Source organism: Pseudomonas sp. LBUM1644 (genome assembly GCF_059716195.1).
This window is the reverse complement of the sequence record NZ_CP166812.1, coordinates 103,231-122,132: the sequence shown is the minus strand read 5'-3', so window position 1 is coordinate 122,132 and position 18,902 is coordinate 103,231. Positions and strand designations below refer to the sequence as shown.

General features: G+C 58.2%; 22 protein-coding genes. 14 read left to right on the top strand and 8 right to left on the bottom strand.

The features are described from left to right. Positions 1-33 precede the first annotated feature (33 nt). Positions 34-465: an OsmC family protein gene (locus tag ACA052_RS00565; protein WP_497650415.1), complete on the top strand. Its 432-nt coding sequence runs from the start codon at positions 34-36 to the stop codon at positions 463-465. A 168-nt stretch (positions 466-633) separates the two neighbouring features. After that, entirely contained in the window at positions 634-867 is a 234-nt protein-coding gene (locus tag ACA052_RS00560) for a DUF1161 domain-containing protein (protein ID WP_497647936.1), read from the top strand. Positions 868-873: 6 nt separating this feature from the next. Here the strand turns inward: ACA052_RS00560 and ACA052_RS00555 are convergent, their stop codons facing one another. Both ACA052_RS00555 and ACA052_RS00550 read right to left on the bottom strand, forming a co-directional pair. After that, a complete protein-coding gene (locus ACA052_RS00555; protein ID WP_497647935.1) occupies positions 874-1,293 on the bottom strand; it encodes a PA0061/PA0062 family lipoprotein in 420 nt (139 codons plus the stop codon). 40 nt (positions 1,294-1,333) lie between these two features. Next, on the bottom strand, positions 1,334-1,756 hold the full coding sequence (locus ACA052_RS00550; protein WP_497647934.1) for a PA0061/PA0062 family lipoprotein: 423 nt from the start codon (positions 1,754-1,756) through the stop codon (positions 1,334-1,336). Positions 1,757-1,816: 60 nt separating this feature from the next. Between ACA052_RS00550 and ACA052_RS00545 the strand changes: the two genes are divergently transcribed. Next, positions 1,817-2,893: an aminopeptidase gene (locus ACA052_RS00545; RefSeq protein WP_497647933.1), complete on the top strand. Its 1,077-nt coding sequence runs from the start codon at positions 1,817-1,819 to the stop codon at positions 2,891-2,893. A gap of 98 nt (positions 2,894-2,991) precedes the next feature. On the opposite strand, the gene ACA052_RS00540 is transcribed toward ACA052_RS00545, so the two are convergent. Both ACA052_RS00540 and ACA052_RS00535 read right to left on the bottom strand, forming a co-directional pair. Then, positions 2,992-3,642, bottom strand: coding sequence for an HAD family hydrolase (locus tag ACA052_RS00540; protein WP_497647932.1), 651 nt, complete (start codon positions 3,640-3,642; stop codon positions 2,992-2,994). A 25-nt stretch (positions 3,643-3,667) separates the two neighbouring features. Beyond that, a complete protein-coding gene (locus ACA052_RS00535) occupies positions 3,668-4,213 on the bottom strand; it encodes a gamma carbonic anhydrase family protein (RefSeq protein ID WP_497647931.1) in 546 nt (181 codons plus the stop codon). Positions 4,214-4,301: 88 nt separating this feature from the next. Between ACA052_RS00535 and prlC the strand changes: the two genes are divergently transcribed. Both prlC and ACA052_RS00525 read left to right on the top strand, forming a co-directional pair. Continuing rightward, positions 4,302-6,353, top strand: a complete 2,052-nt coding sequence (gene prlC / locus ACA052_RS00530; RefSeq protein ID WP_497647930.1) for an oligopeptidase A — start codon at positions 4,302-4,304, stop codon at positions 6,351-6,353. Further along, positions 6,350-6,637, top strand: a complete 288-nt coding sequence (locus ACA052_RS00525; RefSeq protein ID WP_497647929.1) for a YheV family putative zinc ribbon protein — start codon at positions 6,350-6,352, stop codon at positions 6,635-6,637. The genes prlC and ACA052_RS00525 overlap by 4 nt, the downstream gene beginning before the upstream one ends. A 59-nt stretch (positions 6,638-6,696) precedes the next feature. On the opposite strand, the gene ACA052_RS00520 is transcribed toward ACA052_RS00525, so the two are convergent. Both ACA052_RS00520 and ACA052_RS00515 read right to left on the bottom strand, forming a co-directional pair. Then, positions 6,697-7,341 (bottom strand): phosphatase domain-containing protein, encoded by a 645-nt coding sequence (locus ACA052_RS00520; protein WP_497647928.1) that lies wholly within the window; start codon positions 7,339-7,341, stop codon positions 6,697-6,699. Positions 7,342-7,481: 140 nt separating this feature from the next. Next, positions 7,482-7,787, bottom strand: coding sequence for a hypothetical protein (locus ACA052_RS00515; protein ID WP_497647927.1), 306 nt, complete (start codon positions 7,785-7,787; stop codon positions 7,482-7,484). Positions 7,788-7,993: 206 nt separating this feature from the next. On the opposite strand from ACA052_RS00515, the gene ACA052_RS00510 reads away from it, so the two are divergent. The 3 genes from ACA052_RS00510 to ACA052_RS00500 all read left to right on the top strand — a co-directional run bounded on the left by ACA052_RS00510 (position 7,994) and on the right by ACA052_RS00500 (position 11,645). Further along, on the top strand, positions 7,994-9,052 hold the full coding sequence (locus ACA052_RS00510; protein WP_497647926.1) for a PA0069 family radical SAM protein: 1,059 nt from the start codon (positions 7,994-7,996) through the stop codon (positions 9,050-9,052). A gap of 244 nt (positions 9,053-9,296) precedes the next feature. Next, on the top strand, positions 9,297-10,028 hold the full coding sequence (locus ACA052_RS00505; protein WP_497647925.1) for a carbonic anhydrase: 732 nt from the start codon (positions 9,297-9,299) through the stop codon (positions 10,026-10,028). 90 nt (positions 10,029-10,118) lie between these two features. Further along, positions 10,119-11,645, top strand: a complete 1,527-nt coding sequence (locus ACA052_RS00500; RefSeq protein ID WP_497647924.1) for a SulP family inorganic anion transporter — start codon at positions 10,119-10,121, stop codon at positions 11,643-11,645. An 85-nt stretch (positions 11,646-11,730) separates the two neighbouring features. Here ACA052_RS00500 and ACA052_RS00495 read toward each other — a convergent pair whose 3' ends face one another. Next, positions 11,731-12,381 carry a hypothetical protein gene (locus ACA052_RS00495; RefSeq protein WP_497647923.1) on the bottom strand — a complete coding sequence of 217 codons (651 nt, stop codon included), beginning with the start codon at positions 12,379-12,381 and terminating at the stop codon, positions 11,731-11,733. Between the two features lie 372 nt (positions 12,382-12,753). Between ACA052_RS00495 and coxB the strand changes: the two genes are divergently transcribed. The 4 genes from coxB (at position 12,754) to ACA052_RS00475 (ending at position 17,222) form a co-directional block, all read left to right on the top strand. Then, entirely contained in the window at positions 12,754-13,881 is a 1,128-nt protein-coding gene (gene coxB / locus ACA052_RS00490) for a cytochrome c oxidase subunit II (protein ID WP_497647922.1), read from the top strand. An 82-nt stretch (positions 13,882-13,963) separates the two neighbouring features. Next, complete coding sequence (ctaD, locus tag ACA052_RS00485) at positions 13,964-15,553, top strand: cytochrome c oxidase subunit I (protein WP_133835161.1); 1,590 nt, start codon at positions 13,964-13,966, stop codon at positions 15,551-15,553. Positions 15,554-15,757: 204 nt separating this feature from the next. Further along, on the top strand, positions 15,758-16,309 hold the full coding sequence (locus ACA052_RS00480; RefSeq protein ID WP_497647921.1) for a cytochrome c oxidase assembly protein: 552 nt from the start codon (positions 15,758-15,760) through the stop codon (positions 16,307-16,309). Between the two features lie 25 nt (positions 16,310-16,334). Beyond that, positions 16,335-17,222, top strand: a complete 888-nt coding sequence (locus tag ACA052_RS00475; RefSeq protein ID WP_497647920.1) for a cytochrome c oxidase subunit 3 — start codon at positions 16,335-16,337, stop codon at positions 17,220-17,222. An 83-nt stretch (positions 17,223-17,305) separates the two neighbouring features. Here the strand turns inward: ACA052_RS00475 and ACA052_RS00470 are convergent, their stop codons facing one another. After that, positions 17,306-17,509 (bottom strand): twin transmembrane helix small protein, encoded by a 204-nt coding sequence (locus ACA052_RS00470; RefSeq protein WP_497647919.1) that lies wholly within the window; start codon positions 17,507-17,509, stop codon positions 17,306-17,308. A 70-nt stretch (positions 17,510-17,579) separates the two neighbouring features. Between ACA052_RS00470 and ACA052_RS00465 the strand changes: the two genes are divergently transcribed. Both ACA052_RS00465 and ACA052_RS00460 read left to right on the top strand, forming a co-directional pair. Then, positions 17,580-18,320 carry an SURF1 family protein gene (locus ACA052_RS00465; protein WP_497647918.1) on the top strand — a complete coding sequence of 247 codons (741 nt, stop codon included), beginning with the start codon at positions 17,580-17,582 and terminating at the stop codon, positions 18,318-18,320. Beyond that, positions 18,286-18,894 carry a PA_0111/PP_0108 family redox-active disulfide protein gene (locus ACA052_RS00460; RefSeq protein ID WP_497647917.1) on the top strand — a complete coding sequence of 203 codons (609 nt, stop codon included), beginning with the start codon at positions 18,286-18,288 and terminating at the stop codon, positions 18,892-18,894. The genes ACA052_RS00465 and ACA052_RS00460 overlap by 35 nt, the downstream gene beginning before the upstream one ends. Positions 18,895-18,902: the final 8 nt, after the last annotated feature.

Genomic DNA, 18,902 nt, shown 5'->3' with positions numbered 1-18,902 from the left:
CGACGCTTCGCGCCGGATCTTGAGGAGGCAGGCATGGCTATTACAAAGAAAGCATCGGCTCATTGGGAAGGTGATCTGAAAACCGGTATCGGCTCGATTTCCACTGAGACGGGCGTACTCAGAGAAGCACCCTACGGCTTCAAGGCACGTTTCGAGGGCGGCAAGGGTACCAATCCAGAAGAGTTGATTGGCGCAGCCCATGCAGGTTGCTTCTCGATGGCGTTTTCAATGATTCTCGGCGATGCCGGCCTCAAGGCTGACAGCATCGACACCCAGGCCGAAGTCACCCTTGACCAGGTGGACGGCGGTTTTTCGATCACGGCGGTAAAATTGATCCTCAAGGCGAAAATTCCCGGGGCGACCCAGGCGCAATTTGAGGAGCTGAGCAACAAGGCTAAGGAAGGTTGCCCGGTGTCCAAAGTGTTGAATGCGAAAATCAGCCTGGAGGCGACGCTCGTCAGCTAATTTCGTGTTTATACGAAAAGATCGCAGCCTGCAGCAGCTCCTACAGAGTTGATGCAGGCTGCGATCTTTTTTGCGCTGAAATAAAACCTGACAGACGTACCTGTGGTCGAATAAATGACAGCAGTGGAAAGCGCATCACCTGCGCGCTGCCTCAAGGGAGCTTCAACCATGAAACGTTTTGCCTTGGCGATTATCTGTTTCACACTGGCCACTTCGGCCTTCGCCGCGCCGAAGTCCTGTGAAGAGCTCAAGGCCGAGATCGAAGCCAAGATCCAGGCCAACAACGTCTCGTCCTATACCCTGGAAATCGTCTCCAATGACGAAGTGCACGATCAGAACATGGTCGTTGGCTCCTGCGAGGGCGGTACCAAGAAAATCATCTACCAGAAGAACGATCGCTGATTCGCTTCACAGGCAGTAGGACTCTCGATCTTCAGCGACTATCTCCCGCTTGGCGTTGTACAAACGGGCGCCGGGGGTGAACGCCATCGAACGGCCTTCCAGCAAATAACGCTGGCCGGCTTCGAAATGATCGTAGTTGATGGTCAGGTAGCACAACCGCTCCGAGGGACCATCCATCACCCCCAAGCCACCCCCTCCGGGCACCTCAAAGTCGAAACGAACAATCAGCTCATGGCTACCGGGAGTGACCTGGAAAAAACGCCCGTCGCGCAACCGCTGCTTGTCCAGGCGTTCGGCCATTAACAATTTGTCGTTGGGAAATGGCGTGGAAAAGTCGACCCAGGCCATCTGCGGATTGACCGCCGGTAGCGGGCTCTGGCAACCGGCAACGACGCTAGCAGCGAGCAGCAACATCAACCTGCGCATGATGAATATCCCAAGGATTGGACATTCAGCATAACGCCGATCAGGTGCGTTGACAGCCTGCCGGTGTGCCTTGGCCAATCACTTTTCGCTGTTGATCATAGAGCTTTGCCCACGGCCTAAAGCCGATATTCCCTGCTTGCAGCTGATACCGCTCACCGGCGTTGAAGTCCTTGAACTTCACGTTCAGCTGGCAATCACGCCACAGCGGCTCGGCATCGGGGCCGATGTTGGTCGGCTGGACCGGAAATTGGTAGCGCACCGTCAGCTCATGGCTGCCGGGCTGTACTTCAAAAAAACGTTTGTCGGTGGCGGCTTTGTCATCGACCTCCAGTGCTTGCAGGGCCGTATCTTCCTGCTTCGATTCGAGGTCGATCCACGCTTGAGACGGATCATGATGGGGTAATCCGAAACCAGCGCAGCCTGTCAGCATCAACAGGCCTCCCGTCAGCATCATCTTGCGCATAGCGGAGCTCCAGTCAGGCGGGATAGTCTTGCGGGCAGACTCTCCAGGGATGATTTTATTTTGATCAGGCCGCTTCCAAGCCTTGGGTTACTTGATCGCGTTTTACGCGTTTTGTTTCCGGGTGCGTTGTTTTTGTTGCTCAACGGTTGCGCAGGTGTCAGCTATTACGGTCAATTGGCCAGCGGTCAGCTGCAATTGTTGCGGGCTCGGGAGCCCGTTTCCGAGGTGATCGCCGATCCGTCCCGCGATCAGCAACTGCGCGCGCATCTGGCCCAATCGCAAAAGGCCCGCACGTTTGCCAGCCAGCACCTGCATCTGCCGGACAACCAGAGCTACCGCTTGTACGCCGACATTGGGCGGCCATTTGTAGTCTGGAATGTCTTTGCCACGCCGGAATTTTCCCTGACACCACAAAACCATTGTTTTCCGGTCGCCGGTTGCGTGGCCTATCGTGGTTATTACAGCCAGAGCGCGGCACGTGGAGAGGCGGCGTTGCTGCGATTGCAAGGTATGGACGTGTCGATCGGCGGAGTCGAGGCGTATTCGACGCTCGGCTGGTTTAACGATCCGATCATCAGTTCGATGATGGGTTGGGGTGATGAGCGCCTGGCCACGCTGATCTTCCACGAACTGGCGCACCAGCGCTTTTATGTGAAGGACGACACCGAATTCAACGAGTCTTTCGCGACCTTCGTCGAGCAGGAAGGCACACGCCAATGGCGTGCATTGCGCGACCTGCCGCCGGACAACGATGCGCAGGCGCAGCAACGGGACCAGTTTATTCAGTTGGTGCTCGATACTCGCACCCGGCTCGAACAGCTATACGCAATGCCGTTGCCGACAGACCCAATGCGCCAGCGCAAAGCGGCGGAGTTCGACCGATTGCGCGGTGAATATCGAAAGATGCGCGATAGCCAGTGGGCCGGGGACAAGCGCTACGATGCCTGGGTCAATGCGCCGATGAACAATGCGCGATTGCTGCCGTTCGGTTTGTACGACCAATGGGTGCCGGCGTTTGCGGCGCTGTTCAGGCAGTCTGGGGGGGATTGGGTGAAGTTTTATGCGGCGGTCGAGAAGCTTGGTGCGTTGCCGGTTGGTGAGCGCAAGGCGGATTTGAAGGCATTGGCGGGATCCTAAAATTTCGGTGGCTGAGCGGGCCTCTTCCCGGGCAAGCCTCGCTCCTACAGGGTTATCGACGCCTGTAGGAGCGAGGCTTGCCCGCGAAGGCGTATTAATTAACGCTGCAAAAACGCCTGATGCATTTCATCCAGCGTTTCAAAGTGATACGCCGGCGCTTCCGCGCTCAATTCTTCCCGGCTGCCAAACCCATAACCCACCGCCGCCGCGTCCAGCCCATTGCTGCGTGCACCGATCAGGTCATGTTTACGGTCGCCGATCATCAGGGTGTGGGCCGGGTCCAGGCCTTCTTCCTTCATCAGGTGGGCGATCAGCTCGACTTTGTTGGTCCGCGTGCCATCCAGTTCGCTGCCGTAAATAACCTTGAAGTGTTTGGCGAAGTCGAAGTGCCGGGCGATTTCCCGGGCGAATATCCACGGTTTGGAAGTCGCGATGTACAGCTGCCGCCCTTGCCCGCCCAGGGTTTCCAACAAGGGCGTGACACCGTCGAACACGCGGTTCTCATACAGGCCCGTGACCTTGAAACGCTCACGATAAAAATTCACCGCCTCCCAGGCCTTGGGTTCGTCGAAGTCGTAGAACTGCATGAACGCCTGCAACAGCGGCGGGCCGATGAAGTGCTCGAGTTTGCTCAGGTCGGGTTCATCGATGCCCAATTTGCCCAGGGCGAACTGGATCGAACGGGTGATGCCCTCGCGCGGGTCGGTCAGGGTGCCATCGAGGTCGAACAAAACGGTTTGGTAATGCATGTTGAATCCTGAATAAGGGCGCGCGTCAGAGTTGGTCGTAACCTTCGGCCAGATGCAAATTCTTGAGCTTCACGTAATTCGCCGCGCTGTAGGTGAAAAAGGCTTTTTCCTTGTCGGTCAGCGGACGAATCTGTTTTACCGGACTGCCCACATACAGGAACCCGCTTTCCAGATGCTTGCCCGGCGACACCAGACTGCCGGCGCCGATGATCACATCGTCTTCGACCACTGCGCCGTCCATGACGATGCTGCCCATGCCGATCAGCACCCGGCTGCCCACGCTGCAACCGTGAAGCATGACTTTGTGCGCGATGGTCACGTCGTCACCAATCAGCAACGGAAAACCATCGGGGTTAAACGGTCCGGCGTGGGTAATGTGCAGCACACAGCCGTCCTGCACGCTGGTGCGCGCACCGATGCGGATGCGGTGCATGTCGCCGCGGATCACGGTCAGCGGCCAGACTGAGCTGTCTTCGCCGACTTCGACGTCGCCGATCACCACCGCCGAGCTGTCGACAAAAGCGCCTTTACCCAGCAGTGGCACGTGGTTCTGATATTTGCGAAGGGACACGATAGGTTCTCTCTCTGTCGCTGATAGCTGCGGTGAGTGTCGATTGTAATTAAGATGGCTGCATGTTTCTCCAGCCAAGGTATCAACCGTGAGCGTGAACAACCCTCTTTTGCAGTCCTACGACCTGCCGCCGTTCTCGGCGATCCGTGCCGAACACGTGCAACCGGCCATTGAACAGATCCTGGCTGACAACCGCGCCGCCATTATCGAGATCCTCAAAACCCAGGGCAAAAAACCGACCTGGGCCGGCCTGGTGCTGGCGATGGACGAACTCAACGATCGCCTCGGCGCAGCCTGGAGCCCGGTCAGTCACCTGAATGCCGTGTGCAACAGCGCTGAGTTACGCGAAGCCTACGAGGCCTGTCTGCCAGCGCTGAGCGCCTACGCCACCGAGCTGGGCCAGAACCGCGAACTGTTCCAGGCTTTCGAAGCCTTGGCCAACAGCCCGCAGGCCGCCGGTTTCGACGTGGCGCAGAAAACTATCCTGGAACACGCCCTGCGTGACTTCCGTCTGTCGGGTATCGACCTGCCAGAAGCCGAGCAAAAACGTTACGCCGACGTGCAGAGTAAATTGTCGGAGCTGGGCAGCCGATTCTCCAACCAGTTGCTCGACGCAACCCAAGCCTGGACCAAACACGTCACCGACGAAGCTGTCCTCGCCGGCCTGACTGAGTCGGCCAAGGCGCAAATGGCCGCTGCGGCACAGGGCAAAGGCCTGGACGGCTTCCTGATCACCCTGGAATTCCCGAGCTACTACGCGGTGATGACCTACGCCCATGACCGTGCTCTGCGCGAAGAAGTCTACGCCGCCTACTGCACCCGCGCGTCGGACCAGGGGCCGAATGCCGGTCAGAACGATAACGGCCCGGTCATGGAAGAAATCCTCGACCTGCGTCAGGAATTGGCCAAACTGCTCGGCTTCGCCAGCTTTTCGGAGCTGAGCCTGGCAACCAAAATGGCTGAATCCAGCGACCAGGTTCTCAGTTTCCTACGAGACCTGGCCAAGCGCAGCAAGCCGTTCGCCGCTCAGGACCTGGAACAGCTCAAAGCCTACGCCGCCGAACAAGGCTGTCCGGACCTGCAAAGCTGGGACAGCGGTTTCTACGGTGAAAAACTCCGCGAACAACGTTACAGCGTTGCCCAGGAAGCCCTGCGCGCTTACTTCCCGATCGACAAAGTGCTGAGCGGCCTGTTCGCTATCGTCCAGCGCCTGTACGGCATCGAGATCGCCGAACAAAAAGGCTTCGACACTTGGCATCCGGATGTTCGCCTGTTCGAAATCAAGGAAAACGGCCAGCACGTCGGCCGCTTCTTCTTCGACCTCTACGCCCGCGCCAACAAGCGCGGCGGTGCCTGGATGGACGGCGCACGCGACCGTCGCCGCACGGCGGTTGGCGTACTGCAAAGCCCGGTGGCCAACCTGGTGTGCAACTTCACTCCGGCGGACAGCGGCAAGCCAGCGCTGCTGACCCACGATGAAGTGACCACCCTGTTCCACGAATTCGGTCACGGCCTGCATCACCTGCTGACCCGCATCGAACACGCTGGCGTGTCCGGCATCAACGGCGTGGCCTGGGATGCGGTCGAGTTGCCAAGCCAATTCATGGAAAACTGGTGCTGGGAGCCGGAAGGCCTGGCGCTGATCTCCGGTCACTACGAAAGCGGCGAACCACTGCCTCAAGACCTGCTGGGCAAAATGCTCGCGGCGAAGAACTTCCAGTCCGGTCTGATGATGGTTCGCCAAATCGAGTTTTCGCTGTTCGACTTCGAATTGCACGCCACCCACGGCGACGGCCGCAGCGTGCTGCAAGTGCTCGAAGGCGTGCGTGACGAGGTGTCGGTCATGCGTCCACCCGCCTACAACCGTTTCCCGAACAGCTTCGCCCACATCTTCGCCGGCGGTTACGCGGCGGGTTACTACAGCTATAAATGGGCTGAAGTGTTGTCGGCCGACGCCTTCTCGAAGTTCGAAGAAGACGGCGTGCTCAATGCTGAGACAGGGCGCGCGTTCCGCGAAGCGATCCTCGCTCGCGGCGGTTCTCAGGAGCCAATGGTGTTGTTCGTCGACTTCCGTGGCCGTGCACCATCGATTGACGCACTCTTGCGCCACAGCGGCCTGAGTGAGGACGCTGCAGCATGAGCGAGGGACCTGTGATTACCAAAAGACGCTTTATCGCCGGTGCAGTCTGCCCGGCCTGCAGCGAGCCGGACAAGTTGATGATGTGGAACGAAGACGAGGTCCCGCATCGCGAGTGCGTGGCCTGCGGTTATTCCGACACGCTGAATGAACAAGGTCTGTCGGTGCCCAAGGAATTGGGCACGCGGGTCAACACGTCGGCGCTGAAAGCACCGGATGCCAAGGTTCAGGCCGTGCAATTTTTCCCGAACCCGAAGCTGAAGAAAAAACCTGACGAGCAGCATTGAATGGCCACTTGTGGGAGCGAGTTTGCTCGCTCCCACAAGGATTGCCGCTTTCAAATTTTCTACTTTTCGACATTGGCCGACTTGAACCAGCTCTTCATCGAGCAGCTGGCAAATGGACTGGTGCTGCAATCGCCATTGGCCAGCGCGGTGCGAAGTTTGTCGACATCCGCCTGCATCATGTAACGAACGCCATCCTTGAAGTGAGTGCTGTCGCCAAAACCACCCTGAGTCATTTCGCTCAGGGCATCTTCTTTACTCCAGCCCTGGACCACTACCCGGTACATCGCCGCCATCAGGCCGGTCCGGTCCGAACCATGTTTGCAGTGCATCAGCACCGGGCCTTTGGCTTCAGCGGTCTGAATGGTGCGCAGGGCCTTGAGCACATCCGCGTCATCCACGTGATTGGTGCGATAAGGCAACTGTACCTGTGCGATACCTTGCGTGGACAACCAGCTCGAATCCGACTCTGGCAGGAAACTGATTACGGTTGCGACCTTGAGCTTGTTCAGCAAGGGGACCGCGCCCTTGTCCGGCAATGCGCTGCGGTAGAGCGTCGGGGACATTTGAAAGAGGTTGTACTGCACCTCGACCGATTGCGCCCACTCCGCAGGCCGGGGCACCGTGTCGTCAGCGTGGACGAGCGTCAGGTTGAACAATGCCACCAGCGACAGATAAATCGCAGGGATGAAGCGTGGTAGGAACATGCTTGGGATGACCGTTCAGGAAGAGGCTGGAAGATGACACCCAGATTCCGCTCCGAACAGTCAAAGACCTGTGAGCCGTCTGTCAAAGAATCGTGAATCAGACGGCTTTTTACTAAAAACGGTTAGTTCGGATAATTAGATTAAGGCCGGACAATGCTGACATAAGCTTTTGCCAACGCTAACAGTCGCGCCTTGTCATCATCGTCAATGTCGCCATCACCATCCACATCCTTGCTGATATTGCCGATTCGAAAAGACTGACCGCCATCATACGAAGCCGCAATGATGGTGCTTGAATCGAGGAGATTCTCCACAGGCACTGAGTTCTCGGGGTCCCAATTCGACTCCTTCAGTGCAAACTGCATCGATACCAACACTTCATCAGGATCAACTGGAGTAGGGCCGAGTTTTTGAAGAAAGATGCCACGACGATCAAAAGCAGACATAATTAAATCCTTTTAAATTAATACTCATTAGTTGTTTGCAGCGAAAAAAATAATACCGACACCGAACACTTTTTCGCCAGTGTTCACATGTATCTCTTAGTTGCTATAAAGCAACTTTCATATAAAAAAATGAAAGCGCCGAACGGCACTGGCTAGCGGGCCGCGATCGCTATACTGTATGCACATACAGCTAACGAGCTTTCGCCATGAACACGCCATTGCCACCCCGCGGCCGCGGCACCGCGACCAACCCGCACAACCGTTTCGCGCCGAACCGTTCGGTGGCCGAGGACGATGGCTGGTATCAGGAAGCCCCCCTGACCCAAGGCACTGAAGTGCGCATCGAAACAGCGAAAACCATCATCACCCGCAACACCTCGCCGGATTTGCCCTTCGATCGCTCGATCAATCCCTATCGCGGCTGTGAGCACGGTTGCATCTATTGCTACGCGCGGCCCAGCCACGCCTATTGGGATATGTCGCCGGGACTGGATTTCGAAACCAAGCTGATCGCCAAGACCAACGCGGCCGATGTGCTGGAAGAACAACTGTCCAAACGCGGCTATCAATGCGCACCAATCAACCTGGGCTCCAACACCGATCCGTATCAGCCGATCGAGCGCGAACACAAAATCACCCGTAAAACCCTGGAAGTGCTGCTGCGTTACCGCCATCCCGTGACGATCATCACCAAGGGCTCGCTGATTCTGCGTGATCTGGACTTGCTGGCCGAACTGGCTCAGCAAAGGCTGGTGGCGGTGATGATCAGCCTGACCACCCTGGACGATGAACTCAAACGCATCCTCGAACCCCGCGCCGCTGCGCCCAAGGCTCGGCTACGGGCAATCCGGGTGATGCGCGAAGCGGGAATCCCGGTGGGTGTGCTGTGTTCGCCGATGATTCCGATGATCAACGACAGCGAACTCGAAAGCTTGCTCACCGAAGCCCACGCAGCCGGCGCGCAGAGTGCCGCCTACATGATGCTGCGCTTGCCATTGGAAGTGGCACCACTGTTCGAAGAATGGTTGGCCGCCCACTACCCTCAGCGTGCGGCGCATGTGCTGAGCCTGATTCGCCAGAGTCGCGGCGGTGAATTGTATGACAGTCGGTTTGGCGCGAGGATGCGTGGCGAAGGTCCCTTTGCCGACCTGTTGGCACAACGTTTTGCCAAAACCATCAAACGCCTGGGGCTTAATCGCCGGGAAGGCTTTAATCTGGACAGTGAAGCCTTCTGTCCGCCGGGGCGCCAGATGTCGTTGATTTGAGGACAATTGGCCTATGGTTGAGTGGTGCGAAACACACAAGCCTTTTAGGCTGGTCACATTTTTTGTGACCTGGAACATACGTTCTAGAGCGTTTCATTCAGTTTGAGTTAAGTTTCAACCGCTACCTTGTTCATCGAGTGACTGATGGGTCAAGCTTCTCGGCCTGGATGTTTTTTAAACAGCCACTGGCTTCACACCGGACTAGACGGGAAAATCCCCATACTCCGCCAATGAGGATGAATTCATGAGTGACAAGGATAAACAGCCGCTGGCTGCGTCGGCTTCCACCCAACCCGAGGCGGAAACCGCGGATGCAGCCCTGAAGCATATCGTTGACGGCTTTTTGCATTTTCATCACGAAGTTTTTCCGCAGCAGGAAGAACTCTTCAAGAAACTCGCCACGGCCCAGAGCCCCAGGGCGATGTTCATTGCCTGTGCCGATTCGCGCATCGTTCCTGAACTGATCACCCAAAGCGCCCCGGGCGACCTGTTCGTGACCCGTAACGTTGGCAATGTCGTGCCACCCTACGGGCAAATGAACGGTGGTGTTTCCACGGCGATCGAGTACGCGGTGTTGGCCCTCGGCGTCCAGCACATCATAATTTGCGGCCATTCCGACTGCGGCGCCATGCGCGCGGTACTCAACCCGCAAAGCCTGGAAAAGATGCCGACGGTCAAAGCCTGGCTGCGTCATGCGGAAGTGGCGAAAACCATGGTCCAGGAAAACTGCCACTGCGCTGACGAAAACGAAAGCATGCACATCCTCACCGAAGAGAATGTGATCGCACAGTTGCAGCATTTGCGCACCCATCCGTCAGTGGCTTCGCGCATGGCCAACGGTCACCTGTTCATCCATGGCTGGGTCTACAGCATCGAAACCAGCGAAATCAAAGCTTACGACGCGGATCAGGGCTGTTTCCTGCCACTCGATGGCAGCCATCCGATTCCGGTCGCGACGCCCAAAGCGCGCTTCTAAATCCTCCTAAATAACAGTGTGGCGTAGCCGAGGCTGCTCATCGAGCAGCCTGGCTTCGCCATGCCTGAAGAAAACTTCGGGAGAATCACCATGCGTGCTGCTCAACTTAAAGCTGTTCTGCCACGGGAGCTACTGGCCTCCGTGGTGGTATTTCTGGTCGCCCTGCCTTTATGCATGGGTATCGCCATCGCTTCGGGGCTGCCGCCCGCCAAGGGTTTGATCACCGGCATCATCGGTGGCCTTGTGGTGGGCTGGCTTGCCGGGTCTCCGTTGCAAGTCAGTGGTCCGGCGGCCGGACTGGCGGTTCTAGTGTTCGAACTGGTGCGCCAGCACGGCATCGCCATGCTCGGCCCCATCCTGTTGCTGGCAGGCTTTCTGCAACTGGTGGCCGGACGCTTGAAACTTGGCTGCTGGTTTCGGGTGACAGCACCTGCGGTGGTGTACGGAATGCTCGCCGGGATTGGCGTGTTGATCGTGCTGTCACAGGTACATGTGATGCTCGATGCCGTGCCCAAACCCTCAGGGCTGGATAACCTCGCCGCCTTCCCGGCTGCCGTGGCCCAAGCCTTGCCGTCCTTCGGCTGGCAGGCCGGTTTGCTCGGGCTGGCGACGATCGCCGTGATGTACCTGTGGGAAAAACTACGTCCGCATTCCCTGCGCTTTATTCCCGGCGCATTGCTTGGCGTCGGATTGGCGACGGCTGCCAGCCTGATGCTCGCCTTGCAGGTCAAACGCGTGGAAGTGCCGGCCAATCTCGCTGAAGCCATCGACTGGCTGAAGCCCGCCGACCTGCTCAACCTGGCTGACCCGGCGCTGCTGATTGCCGCTTTCGCCGTGGCCTTCATCGCCAGCGCTGAAACCCTGCTCTCGGCAGCAGCGGTGGACCGCATGCACAGCGGGCAGCGCTCCGATTTCGACCGGGAACTGTCGGCCCAAGGTGTGGGTAACATGCTCTGCGGATTGCTGGGTGCGTTACCCATGACCGGCGTGATCGTGCGCAGTTCGGCCAACGTCCAGGCCGGCGCCACTACACGACTGTCTGCGGTGTTTCATGGCGTGTGGCTGCTGGCTTTCGTATTGCTGCTGTCCAGTGTGCTGCAAAGCATTCCGGTGGCAAGCCTGGCGGGGGTTCTGGTCTACACCGGTTTCAAACTCGTCGACTTCAAGGCCTTTCGCGGTCTGGGTCGCTATGGCCGGATGCCGATGTTCACGTATGCGGCGACCGCACTGGCGATCATCTTCACCGACTTGCTGACCGGCGTATTGATCGGTTTTGGTCTGACCCTGGCCAAACTGGCGTGGAAAGCGTCGCGATTGAAAATCAGCCTGATCGACCTGCCGGCAGACGGGGAAATGGAATTGCGCTTGATGGGTGCAGCGACGTTCCTCAAAGTCCCGGCGCTGACTCAAGTGCTGGGGACCATTCCCCCGGGCGCGACAGTGCATGTGCCGCTCAACAACCTGAGCTACATCGATCACTCGTGTCTGGAATTGCTTGAAGAGTGGGGACGGGCGAATGCGGCGAAGGGTTCAAAGTTGCTGATTGAAGCGCGGGGGTTGAAGCGCAGACTGGAAGGGCGCTTGCGTACGACCACCGGGGTTGGTTCGGGGGTTTAAAAGCAAAAGATCGCAGCCTTCGGCAGCTCCTACAGGATGTTCTTTGTAGGAGCTGCCGAAGGCTGCGATCTTTTGATCTACTGGATCAAGCCGCTGGCTGATCCAAATCCAGGCCTAAGCCCAAACGGCGTGACATGCACGGCCAGCGCTTCCACGCAGCGCCGGTGTCCGGGCTGCTGAGTTTCTCGCGGTAGGCTTCCACCGACTCCAGCGCAAAGCTGTCGTCGTCGAGCATATTGTCCACGGCGTGGTGCACCACTTCATCCAGTTGGTTGGCAAATTCCTCACCGATCAATTGGTGGGCAATCAGGTTGGCAACAGTCATGTCCAAGGGGATCAGTGGCTGGCCAAAATGCTTTATGTACAGGTCGTTGACCTCTTCGACGAACCGATGCGCCAGATAGGCCTCATCCAGCAGGCTGTCGAGCCCGACATGCCCGGTCATGATGTCCGGCGGCTGGAGGAAGTACTGCTCGGCGATTTTCAACACCGGTTTGATCTGTGATTCGATACCCGCTTCCCTGGCAACTTCATTGGCTGCATCCAGCAGGTCCGGCACTTCGTCGATGTAGGCAGCGACAAAACGCGTCAGCACGACGTTGGCATCCGATTCGGGCAGTTTGATCGACGGGTGTAGTTGAGGCAGCTTGGTTTCCAGCTGACGAGTCAGCAGGCCGGTTTCGGCTTCATGTTGTTGGGCTTTTTGGATCTGCTCGCGCAATGCGGCGGTGTTCATGAAAACTCCAGGAAACAAAGGCAATGAAATAGGGAAGACATAACTTAGCTGGCTTACGAAAACTGCTAAGACGCATTTGTCATAATTATTTCATCCTTGAGACATCACAGTTATATCGATTTGCCACCACTCGTCTGCATCCTTCTCCATTCGTGACCTTGAACGCAAGTCCCAGCTGTTTCAGATGATTTACGCCGTCACATTGCGAGGTCGCAGTCGCTGTCTATACTCGGGTTGGAAATGGAGTTAGCTGATGACGCCCGACTGCACATGCAGCAAGGCCCGGCGATTCAAGTTCGTAGTCTGAAAAAGCCGCTCCCTTGCCGCAGGTGAAAGCCGGCGGGATAACAAGAACGATAAGGGGAACCCGCAATGATGCGACATCCACACGTCTGGATGGGCCTCCTGTTGTGGTCGATTTTCAGCCAGGCGCAAGCCGCCTGGACTGTGAATATGGCGCCGGGAGCGACTGAAATCAGTCACGCAGTATTTGACCTGCACATGACCATTTTCTGGATCTGTGTGGTGATCGGCATCATCGTCTTCGGCGCCATGTTCTGGTCGATGATGGTCCACCGCCGCTCTACCGGACAGGTGGCCGCAAAATTTCATGAAAGCACCACCGTCGAAATTCTCTGGACCATCGTGCCGTTCCTGATCCTGGTGGCCATGGCGGTTCCCGCTACCGCAACCCTGATCAAGATGTACGACGCCAGCGAACCGGATATTGATATCCAGGTCACCGGCTATCAGTGGAAGTGGCACTACAAATACTTGGGCCAGGACGTCGAGTTCTTCAGCAACCTGGCCACGCCCGCCGATCAGATCCACAACAAGGAAGCCAAGGGCGAGCACTATTTGCTCGAGGTCGACAAGCCGCTGGTGCTGCCGATTGGCGCCAAGGTGCGCTTCCTCGTGACGTCCGCCGACGTCATCCACTCCTGGTGGGTGCCGGCGTTCGCGGTCAAGCGTGATGCGATCCCGGGGTTCGTCAACGAAGCCTGGACCCGAATCGACAAGCCCGGCATCTACCGTGGCCAGTGCGCCGAGTTGTGCGGCAAGGACCATGGCTTCATGCCGATCGTGGTCGAGGTCAAGGAAAAGGCCGATTACGAAAAATGGCTGGGCGAGCGTAAGGCTGAAGCCGCGCAACTCAAGGAACTGACCAGCAAGGAATGGACCCTCGACGAGCTCAAAGAGCGTGGCGACAAGGTCTATCACACCACCTGCGTGGCCTGTCACCAGGCTGAAGGCCAGGGCTTGCCGCCAATGTTCCCGGCACTCAAAGGTTCACCGATTGCTACCGGGCCGAAAGCAGACCACCTGCACCGCGTTTACTTCGGCAAGCCCGGCACCGCCATGGCGGCGTTCGGCAAGCAGCTTTCGGAAGTCGATATCGCGGCGGTCGTGACCTACGAACGTAACGCCTGGGGCAACAACAAGGGCGACATGGTCACTCCTAAAGAAGTGTTGGAGTTGAAACAGGCGGAAAGCAAATGACCCGGTCTATTGCGCAACCCAGGAACCGGTCGGGGCTACGCGCCTCGGCCTGCCCAGCCCATCTGTTTGCAGGAGAAAAGCCATGAGCGCCGTCATCGATGATCATGGTCATGCTACCGATCACGCCCACGGCCCTGCCAAAGGCCTGATGCGCTGGGTGCTGACTACCAACCACAAGGACATCGGCACGCTGTACCTGTGGTTTGCGTTCTCCATGTTCTTGCTCGGCGGTTCGTTCGCCATGGTGATTCGCGCCGAACTGTTCCAGCCCGGGCTGCAAATCGTCGAACCGGCGTTCTTCAACCAGATGACCACCATGCACGGCCTGGTGATGGTCTTCGGTGCGGTAATGCCGGCATTCGTCGGCCTCGCCAACTGGATGATCCCTTTGATGATCGGCGCGCCGGACATGGCCCTGCCACGGATGAACAACTTCAGTTTCTGGCTGTTGCCGGCGGCGTTCATCCTGCTGGTCTCGACCCTGTTCACTCCCGGCGGCGGACCCAACTTCGGCTGGACGTTCTACGCCCCGCTGTCGACGACTTACGCGCCGGAAAGCGTGACATTCTTCATCTTCGCCATCCACTTGATGGGGATCAGCTCGATCATGGGCGCGATCAACGTGATCGCCACCATCCTCAACCTGCGCGCCCCCGGCATGACGCTGATGAAAATGCCGTTGTTCGTCTGGACCTGGCTGATCACCGCGTTCCTGCTGATTGCGGTGATGCCGGTACTGGCCGGGTGCGTGACGATGATGCTGATGGACATCCACTTCGGCACCAGCTTCTTCAGTGCCGCCGGTGGCGGTGATCCGGTGCTGTTCCAGCATGTGTTCTGGTTCTTCGGTCACCCCGAGGTGTACATCATGATCCTGCCGGCCTTCGGCGCCGTCAGCTCGATCATCCCGACCTTCTCGCGCAAGCCACTGTTCGGCTACACCTCGATGGTTTATGCGACGGCGAGCATCGCCTTCCTGTCGTTCATCGTCTGGGCGCACCACATGTTCGTGGTCGGTATTCCGCTGGTGGGCGAGTTGTTCTTCATGTACGCCACGCTGCTGATCGCGGTGCCCACCGGGGTGAAGGTGTTCAACTGGGCGAGCACCATGTGGCAAGGCTCGCTGACCTTCGAGACGCCGATGCTGTTCGCTGTGGCATTCGTGATTCTGTTCTCCATCGGCGGTTTCTCCGGGCTGATGCTGGCCATCGCCCCGGCGGACTTCCAGTACCAGGACACCTACTTCGTGGTCGCGCACTTCCACTATGTATTGGTGCCAGGGGCGATCTTCGGGATCTTCGCCTCGGCCTATTACTGGATGCCGAAATGGACCGGCCACATGTACGACGAAACCCTCGGCAAGCTGCACTTCTGGCTCTCGTTCATCGGCATGAACATGGCGTTCTTCCCGATGCACTTCGTGGGATTGGCCGGCATGCCGCGGCGGATTCCGGACTACAACCTGCAGTTCGCCGACTTCAACATGGTGTCGTCGATCGGGGCATTCATGTTCGGTACCACGCAGCTGTTCTTCCTGTTCATCGTGATCAAGACCATCCGCGGCGGCCCGCCAGCACCGGCCAAACCGTGGGATGGGGCCGAAGGCCTGGAGTGGAGTATTCCGTCGCCGGCGCCGTATCACACCTTCACCACGCCGCCGGAAGTTAAATGAACACCGTCACTTTCGGAACTGGCGAAACCCCTGTGGTGAGGGGATTCATCCCCGTTCGGCTGCGAAGCAGTCGTAAAACCGTACTCCGCGGTGTGTCTGATACACCGTGGTCACAGGGTTTGGGGCTGCTTCGCAACCCAACGGGGATGAATCCCCTCGCCACAGGTTGGTGTTCGCCACAGCTTCGTGTTGAGGGTTTGCGTCATGGCTGATTCGATTTCGATGAAGAAGCTGGTGACTCGCCTGCTGATTGTGGTGGTGGCGATGTTTGTCTTCGGGTTTGCCCTGGTGCCGATCTACGACGTGATGTGCAAGGCGTTTGGCATCAATGGCAAAACCGCCGGGCAGTACGAGGGCGAGCAAACGGTCGACACTTCGCGGCAAGTCCGCGTGCAGTTTCTGTCGACCAACACCGCCGACATGCCTTGGGATTTCTATCCCAAGAGCGAAGAGCTGACGGCCCATCCGGGGGCGGTGAACGAGATGATTTTCATCGCACACAACCCAACGGATCGCCCGATGAGCGCCCAGGCTGTGCCGAGCATCGCACCCAGCGCCGCGGCGGCGTATTTCCACAAGACCGAATGTTTCTGCTTTACCCAGCAAGTGCTGCAACCCGGTCAACGGATCGAGATGCCGGTACGTTTCATCGTTGACCGTGACATGCCCAAGGATGTGAAGCACCTGACGCTGTCCTACACGCTGTTCGATATCACCGCCCGACATCCACCGGTAGCTGTAAACACTGGCGGCTGAGCGTGCCCGATAAGGAGAACAATAAATGGCAACTCATGAACATTATTACGTTCCGGCCCAGAGCAAATGGCCGATCATTGCCACGGTCGGCATGTTTGTCACCGTGTTCGGCCTCGCCACCTGGTTCAACGATCTGAAAGCGGCGCGGCCCGAATCCCACGGCCCGCTGATCTTTTTCGTCGGTGGCCTGTTGCTGGCCTACATGCTGTTCGGCTGGTTCGGTACGGTGGTCAAGGAAGGTCGCTCCGGGTTGTACAGCGCCCAGATGGATCGCTCGTTTCGCTGGGGCATGAGCTGGTTCATTTTCTCCGAGGTGATGTTCTTCATCGCCTTTTTCGGTGCGCTGTTTTACGTACGGCACATTTCCGGGCCGGCACTGGGTGGTGAAGGCCCGAAAGGCATTGCCCACATGCTTTGGCCGAACTTCCAGTTTACTTGGCCATTGCTGCATACCCCGGACCCGAAACTGTTTCCTCCGCCCAAAGAAGTCATCAGTCCCTGGGGCCTGCCGCTGCTCAATACCATTTTGCTGGTGAGCTCCAGCGTCACCGTGACCATCGCTCACCACGCCTTGAAAAAGGGCCATCGCGGCGCGCTGAAAATCTGGCTGGCGATCACTGTATTGCTCGGATGCGGGTTTCTCGCCTTCCAGGCCGAAGAGTACATGCACGCCTATCACGAACTGGGCCTGACCCTGGGCTCGGGCATCTATGGCGCGACCTTCTTCATGCTCACCGGTTTCCACGGGGCTCACGTGACGATCGGCACCATCATCCTGTTCGTGATGCTGATGCGGATCATGCGCGGGCACTTCGACGCCGATCATCAGTTCGGCTTCGAGGCGGCGAGTTGGTATTGGCACTTCGTGGACGTGGTGTGGATCGGTTTGTTCGTTTTCGTTTATGTGCTTTAGAACAGCTGCAAGCTGCAAGCTGCAAGCTGCAAGCTGCAAGCTGCAAGCTGCAAGCTTGAAGCTTGAAGCTTGAAAGCTGATAACTACCACGGAACGTGGGACACCAACTGGCCGCTGTAGAAACCCCAGGCAATCAAGCCGACGGTGGTGGCGGCCAGCGCAACACGAATACTCAAGGCAATGACGAGGCGGTTCGAACTGCTGTCGTCCTTGACCAGAAAAAACAGGCCGCTGAACAGGCTGACAACCGTGGCAATCAGCATCAGGACGATGGCTGTTTTGAGCATGGTGACACTCCGGGGGTAAGGCGATGCACTTGAGTATAGCTATCGCGATGACCGACTTTCTGGCGACGCCATGAAGCGCTTCCGGCCGGGCGTCGTGCCGACACTGGTGGTCGCAGTCTTGCTGCCGCTGCTGGTCTCGCTCGGCTTCTGGCAACTGAGCCGGGGCGCGGAGAAAAGTGCCCTGCTGTACAGCTACGCCGAGCGCCGTGCCGCGCAACCGATGGCCAGCACCGAGCTGCAACACACCGAGGACCCGGCCTTCCGCCGCGTTCGCTTGCACGGCCAGTTCGATGCTGCGCACAGCCTGCTGCTGGATAACCGTCAGCGCGATGGCAAGGTCGGCGTCGAGTTGCTGCAACCGTTTCAGGATCAGGCGACCGGGCTCTGGCTGCTGGTCAATCGCGGCTGGCTGCCATGGCCGGACCGGCGCACGCCGCCGCAATTCATCACACCAACCCAGCCATTGAGTATCGATGCCTGGGTCTACGTTTCTCCCGGCGCGACCTTCCAGTTGCACGCCGATCCCGACGCCACCACCTGGCCTGAATTAGTCACCACTGTAGAACCGGCGAAGCTCTGGACGATGCTGGGCCGTGAAGGTTTTGCCTACGAATTACGTGAAGAAACCGGACCCGCGTCCTACCAGGCCGACTGGCCGGTGGTGGCTATGGGGCCGGAAAAACACATCGCTTATGCCGTGCAGTGGTTCGCCATGGCGATCGCCCTGCTCGGCCTTTTTATCTACCTCGGCTGGCACAACGCAAAGGAGAAACACCATGGGAGCGGCCATGAATCCACCCAGCATGTCTGAGGCGAAAACGCCGGCAAGTCGGCGCAAGGGTCGCTTGCAGTTGCTGCTGATCCTGCTCGGGGTGATCGGTCCGATGATCCTCGCCACCGGCATGTACAAATTGCAGTTCTGGGTACCGGAGGGTCGCAGTTATCACGGTGAACTGATCGGTAACGGCCAGACCCGCGCCGACCTTGGCGTGCAGGCGCAAGAGGACCGCTGGCAAATGCTGGTGACCGCGCCGAAGGAGTGCGCGGTGGACTGTCAGCAACTGGTGTACCTGGCGCGACAAATCCAGATCGGCCTCGGTCGCGATGCTTCCCGCGCCAGCCATGCATTGGCCGCTGCGCAACCGCTGACGGCGGACTACGAAGCCAAATTGACCCGCGAATACCCGCAACTGCAACGCTACCCCATGGACCTGACGACCTTCAGCGTTTTCAATAAAAACGGCGGGACGGGCGACAAGGCTGTGCCGCAGCTGTGGATCATCGACCCTCACGGCAATCTGGTGTTGCGCTACGACCCGACGGTAAAGGGTAAGGACCTGCTCAACGACCTGCGTCAATTGCTGAAACTGTCGAACATCGGATAAGGGCATCA

Bases quoted from the DNA above. Each gene is read 5' to 3' on its own strand.
- ACA052_RS00565 (WP_497650415.1), top strand. From the start codon at position 34: ATGGCTATTACAAAGAAAGCATCGGCTCATTGGGAAGGTGATCTGAAA.
- ACA052_RS00560 (WP_497647936.1), top strand. From the start codon at position 634: ATGAAACGTTTTGCCTTGGCGATTATCTGTTTCACACTGGCCACTTCG.
- ACA052_RS00555 (WP_497647935.1), bottom strand. From the start codon at position 1,293: ATGCGCAGGTTGATGTTGCTGCTCGCTGCTAGCGTCGTTGCCGGTTGC.
- ACA052_RS00550 (WP_497647934.1), bottom strand. From the start codon at position 1,756: ATGCGCAAGATGATGCTGACGGGAGGCCTGTTGATGCTGACAGGCTGC.
- ACA052_RS00540 (WP_497647932.1), bottom strand. From the start codon at position 3,642: ATGCATTACCAAACCGTTTTGTTCGACCTCGATGGCACCCTGACCGAC.
- ACA052_RS00525 (WP_497647929.1), top strand. From the start codon at position 6,350: ATGAGCGAGGGACCTGTGATTACCAAAAGACGCTTTATCGCCGGTGCA.
- ACA052_RS00520 (WP_497647928.1), bottom strand. From the start codon at position 7,341: ATGTTCCTACCACGCTTCATCCCTGCGATTTATCTGTCGCTGGTGGCA.
- ACA052_RS00515 (WP_497647927.1), bottom strand. From the start codon at position 7,787: ATGTCTGCTTTTGATCGTCGTGGCATCTTTCTTCAAAAACTCGGCCCT.
- ACA052_RS00510 (WP_497647926.1), top strand. From the start codon at position 7,994: ATGAACACGCCATTGCCACCCCGCGGCCGCGGCACCGCGACCAACCCG.
- ACA052_RS00505 (WP_497647925.1), top strand. From the start codon at position 9,297: ATGAGTGACAAGGATAAACAGCCGCTGGCTGCGTCGGCTTCCACCCAA.
- ACA052_RS00500 (WP_497647924.1), top strand. From the start codon at position 10,119: ATGCGTGCTGCTCAACTTAAAGCTGTTCTGCCACGGGAGCTACTGGCC.
- ACA052_RS00495 (WP_497647923.1), bottom strand. From the start codon at position 12,381: ATGAACACCGCCGCATTGCGCGAGCAGATCCAAAAAGCCCAACAACAT.
- coxB (WP_497647922.1), top strand. From the start codon at position 12,754: ATGATGCGACATCCACACGTCTGGATGGGCCTCCTGTTGTGGTCGATT.
- ctaD (WP_133835161.1), top strand. From the start codon at position 13,964: ATGAGCGCCGTCATCGATGATCATGGTCATGCTACCGATCACGCCCAC.
- ACA052_RS00480 (WP_497647921.1), top strand. From the start codon at position 15,758: ATGGCTGATTCGATTTCGATGAAGAAGCTGGTGACTCGCCTGCTGATT.
- ACA052_RS00475 (WP_497647920.1), top strand. From the start codon at position 16,335: ATGGCAACTCATGAACATTATTACGTTCCGGCCCAGAGCAAATGGCCG.
- ACA052_RS00470 (WP_497647919.1), bottom strand. From the start codon at position 17,509: ATGCTCAAAACAGCCATCGTCCTGATGCTGATTGCCACGGTTGTCAGC.
- ACA052_RS00465 (WP_497647918.1), top strand. From the start codon at position 17,580: ATGAAGCGCTTCCGGCCGGGCGTCGTGCCGACACTGGTGGTCGCAGTC.
- ACA052_RS00460 (WP_497647917.1), top strand. From the start codon at position 18,286: ATGGGAGCGGCCATGAATCCACCCAGCATGTCTGAGGCGAAAACGCCG.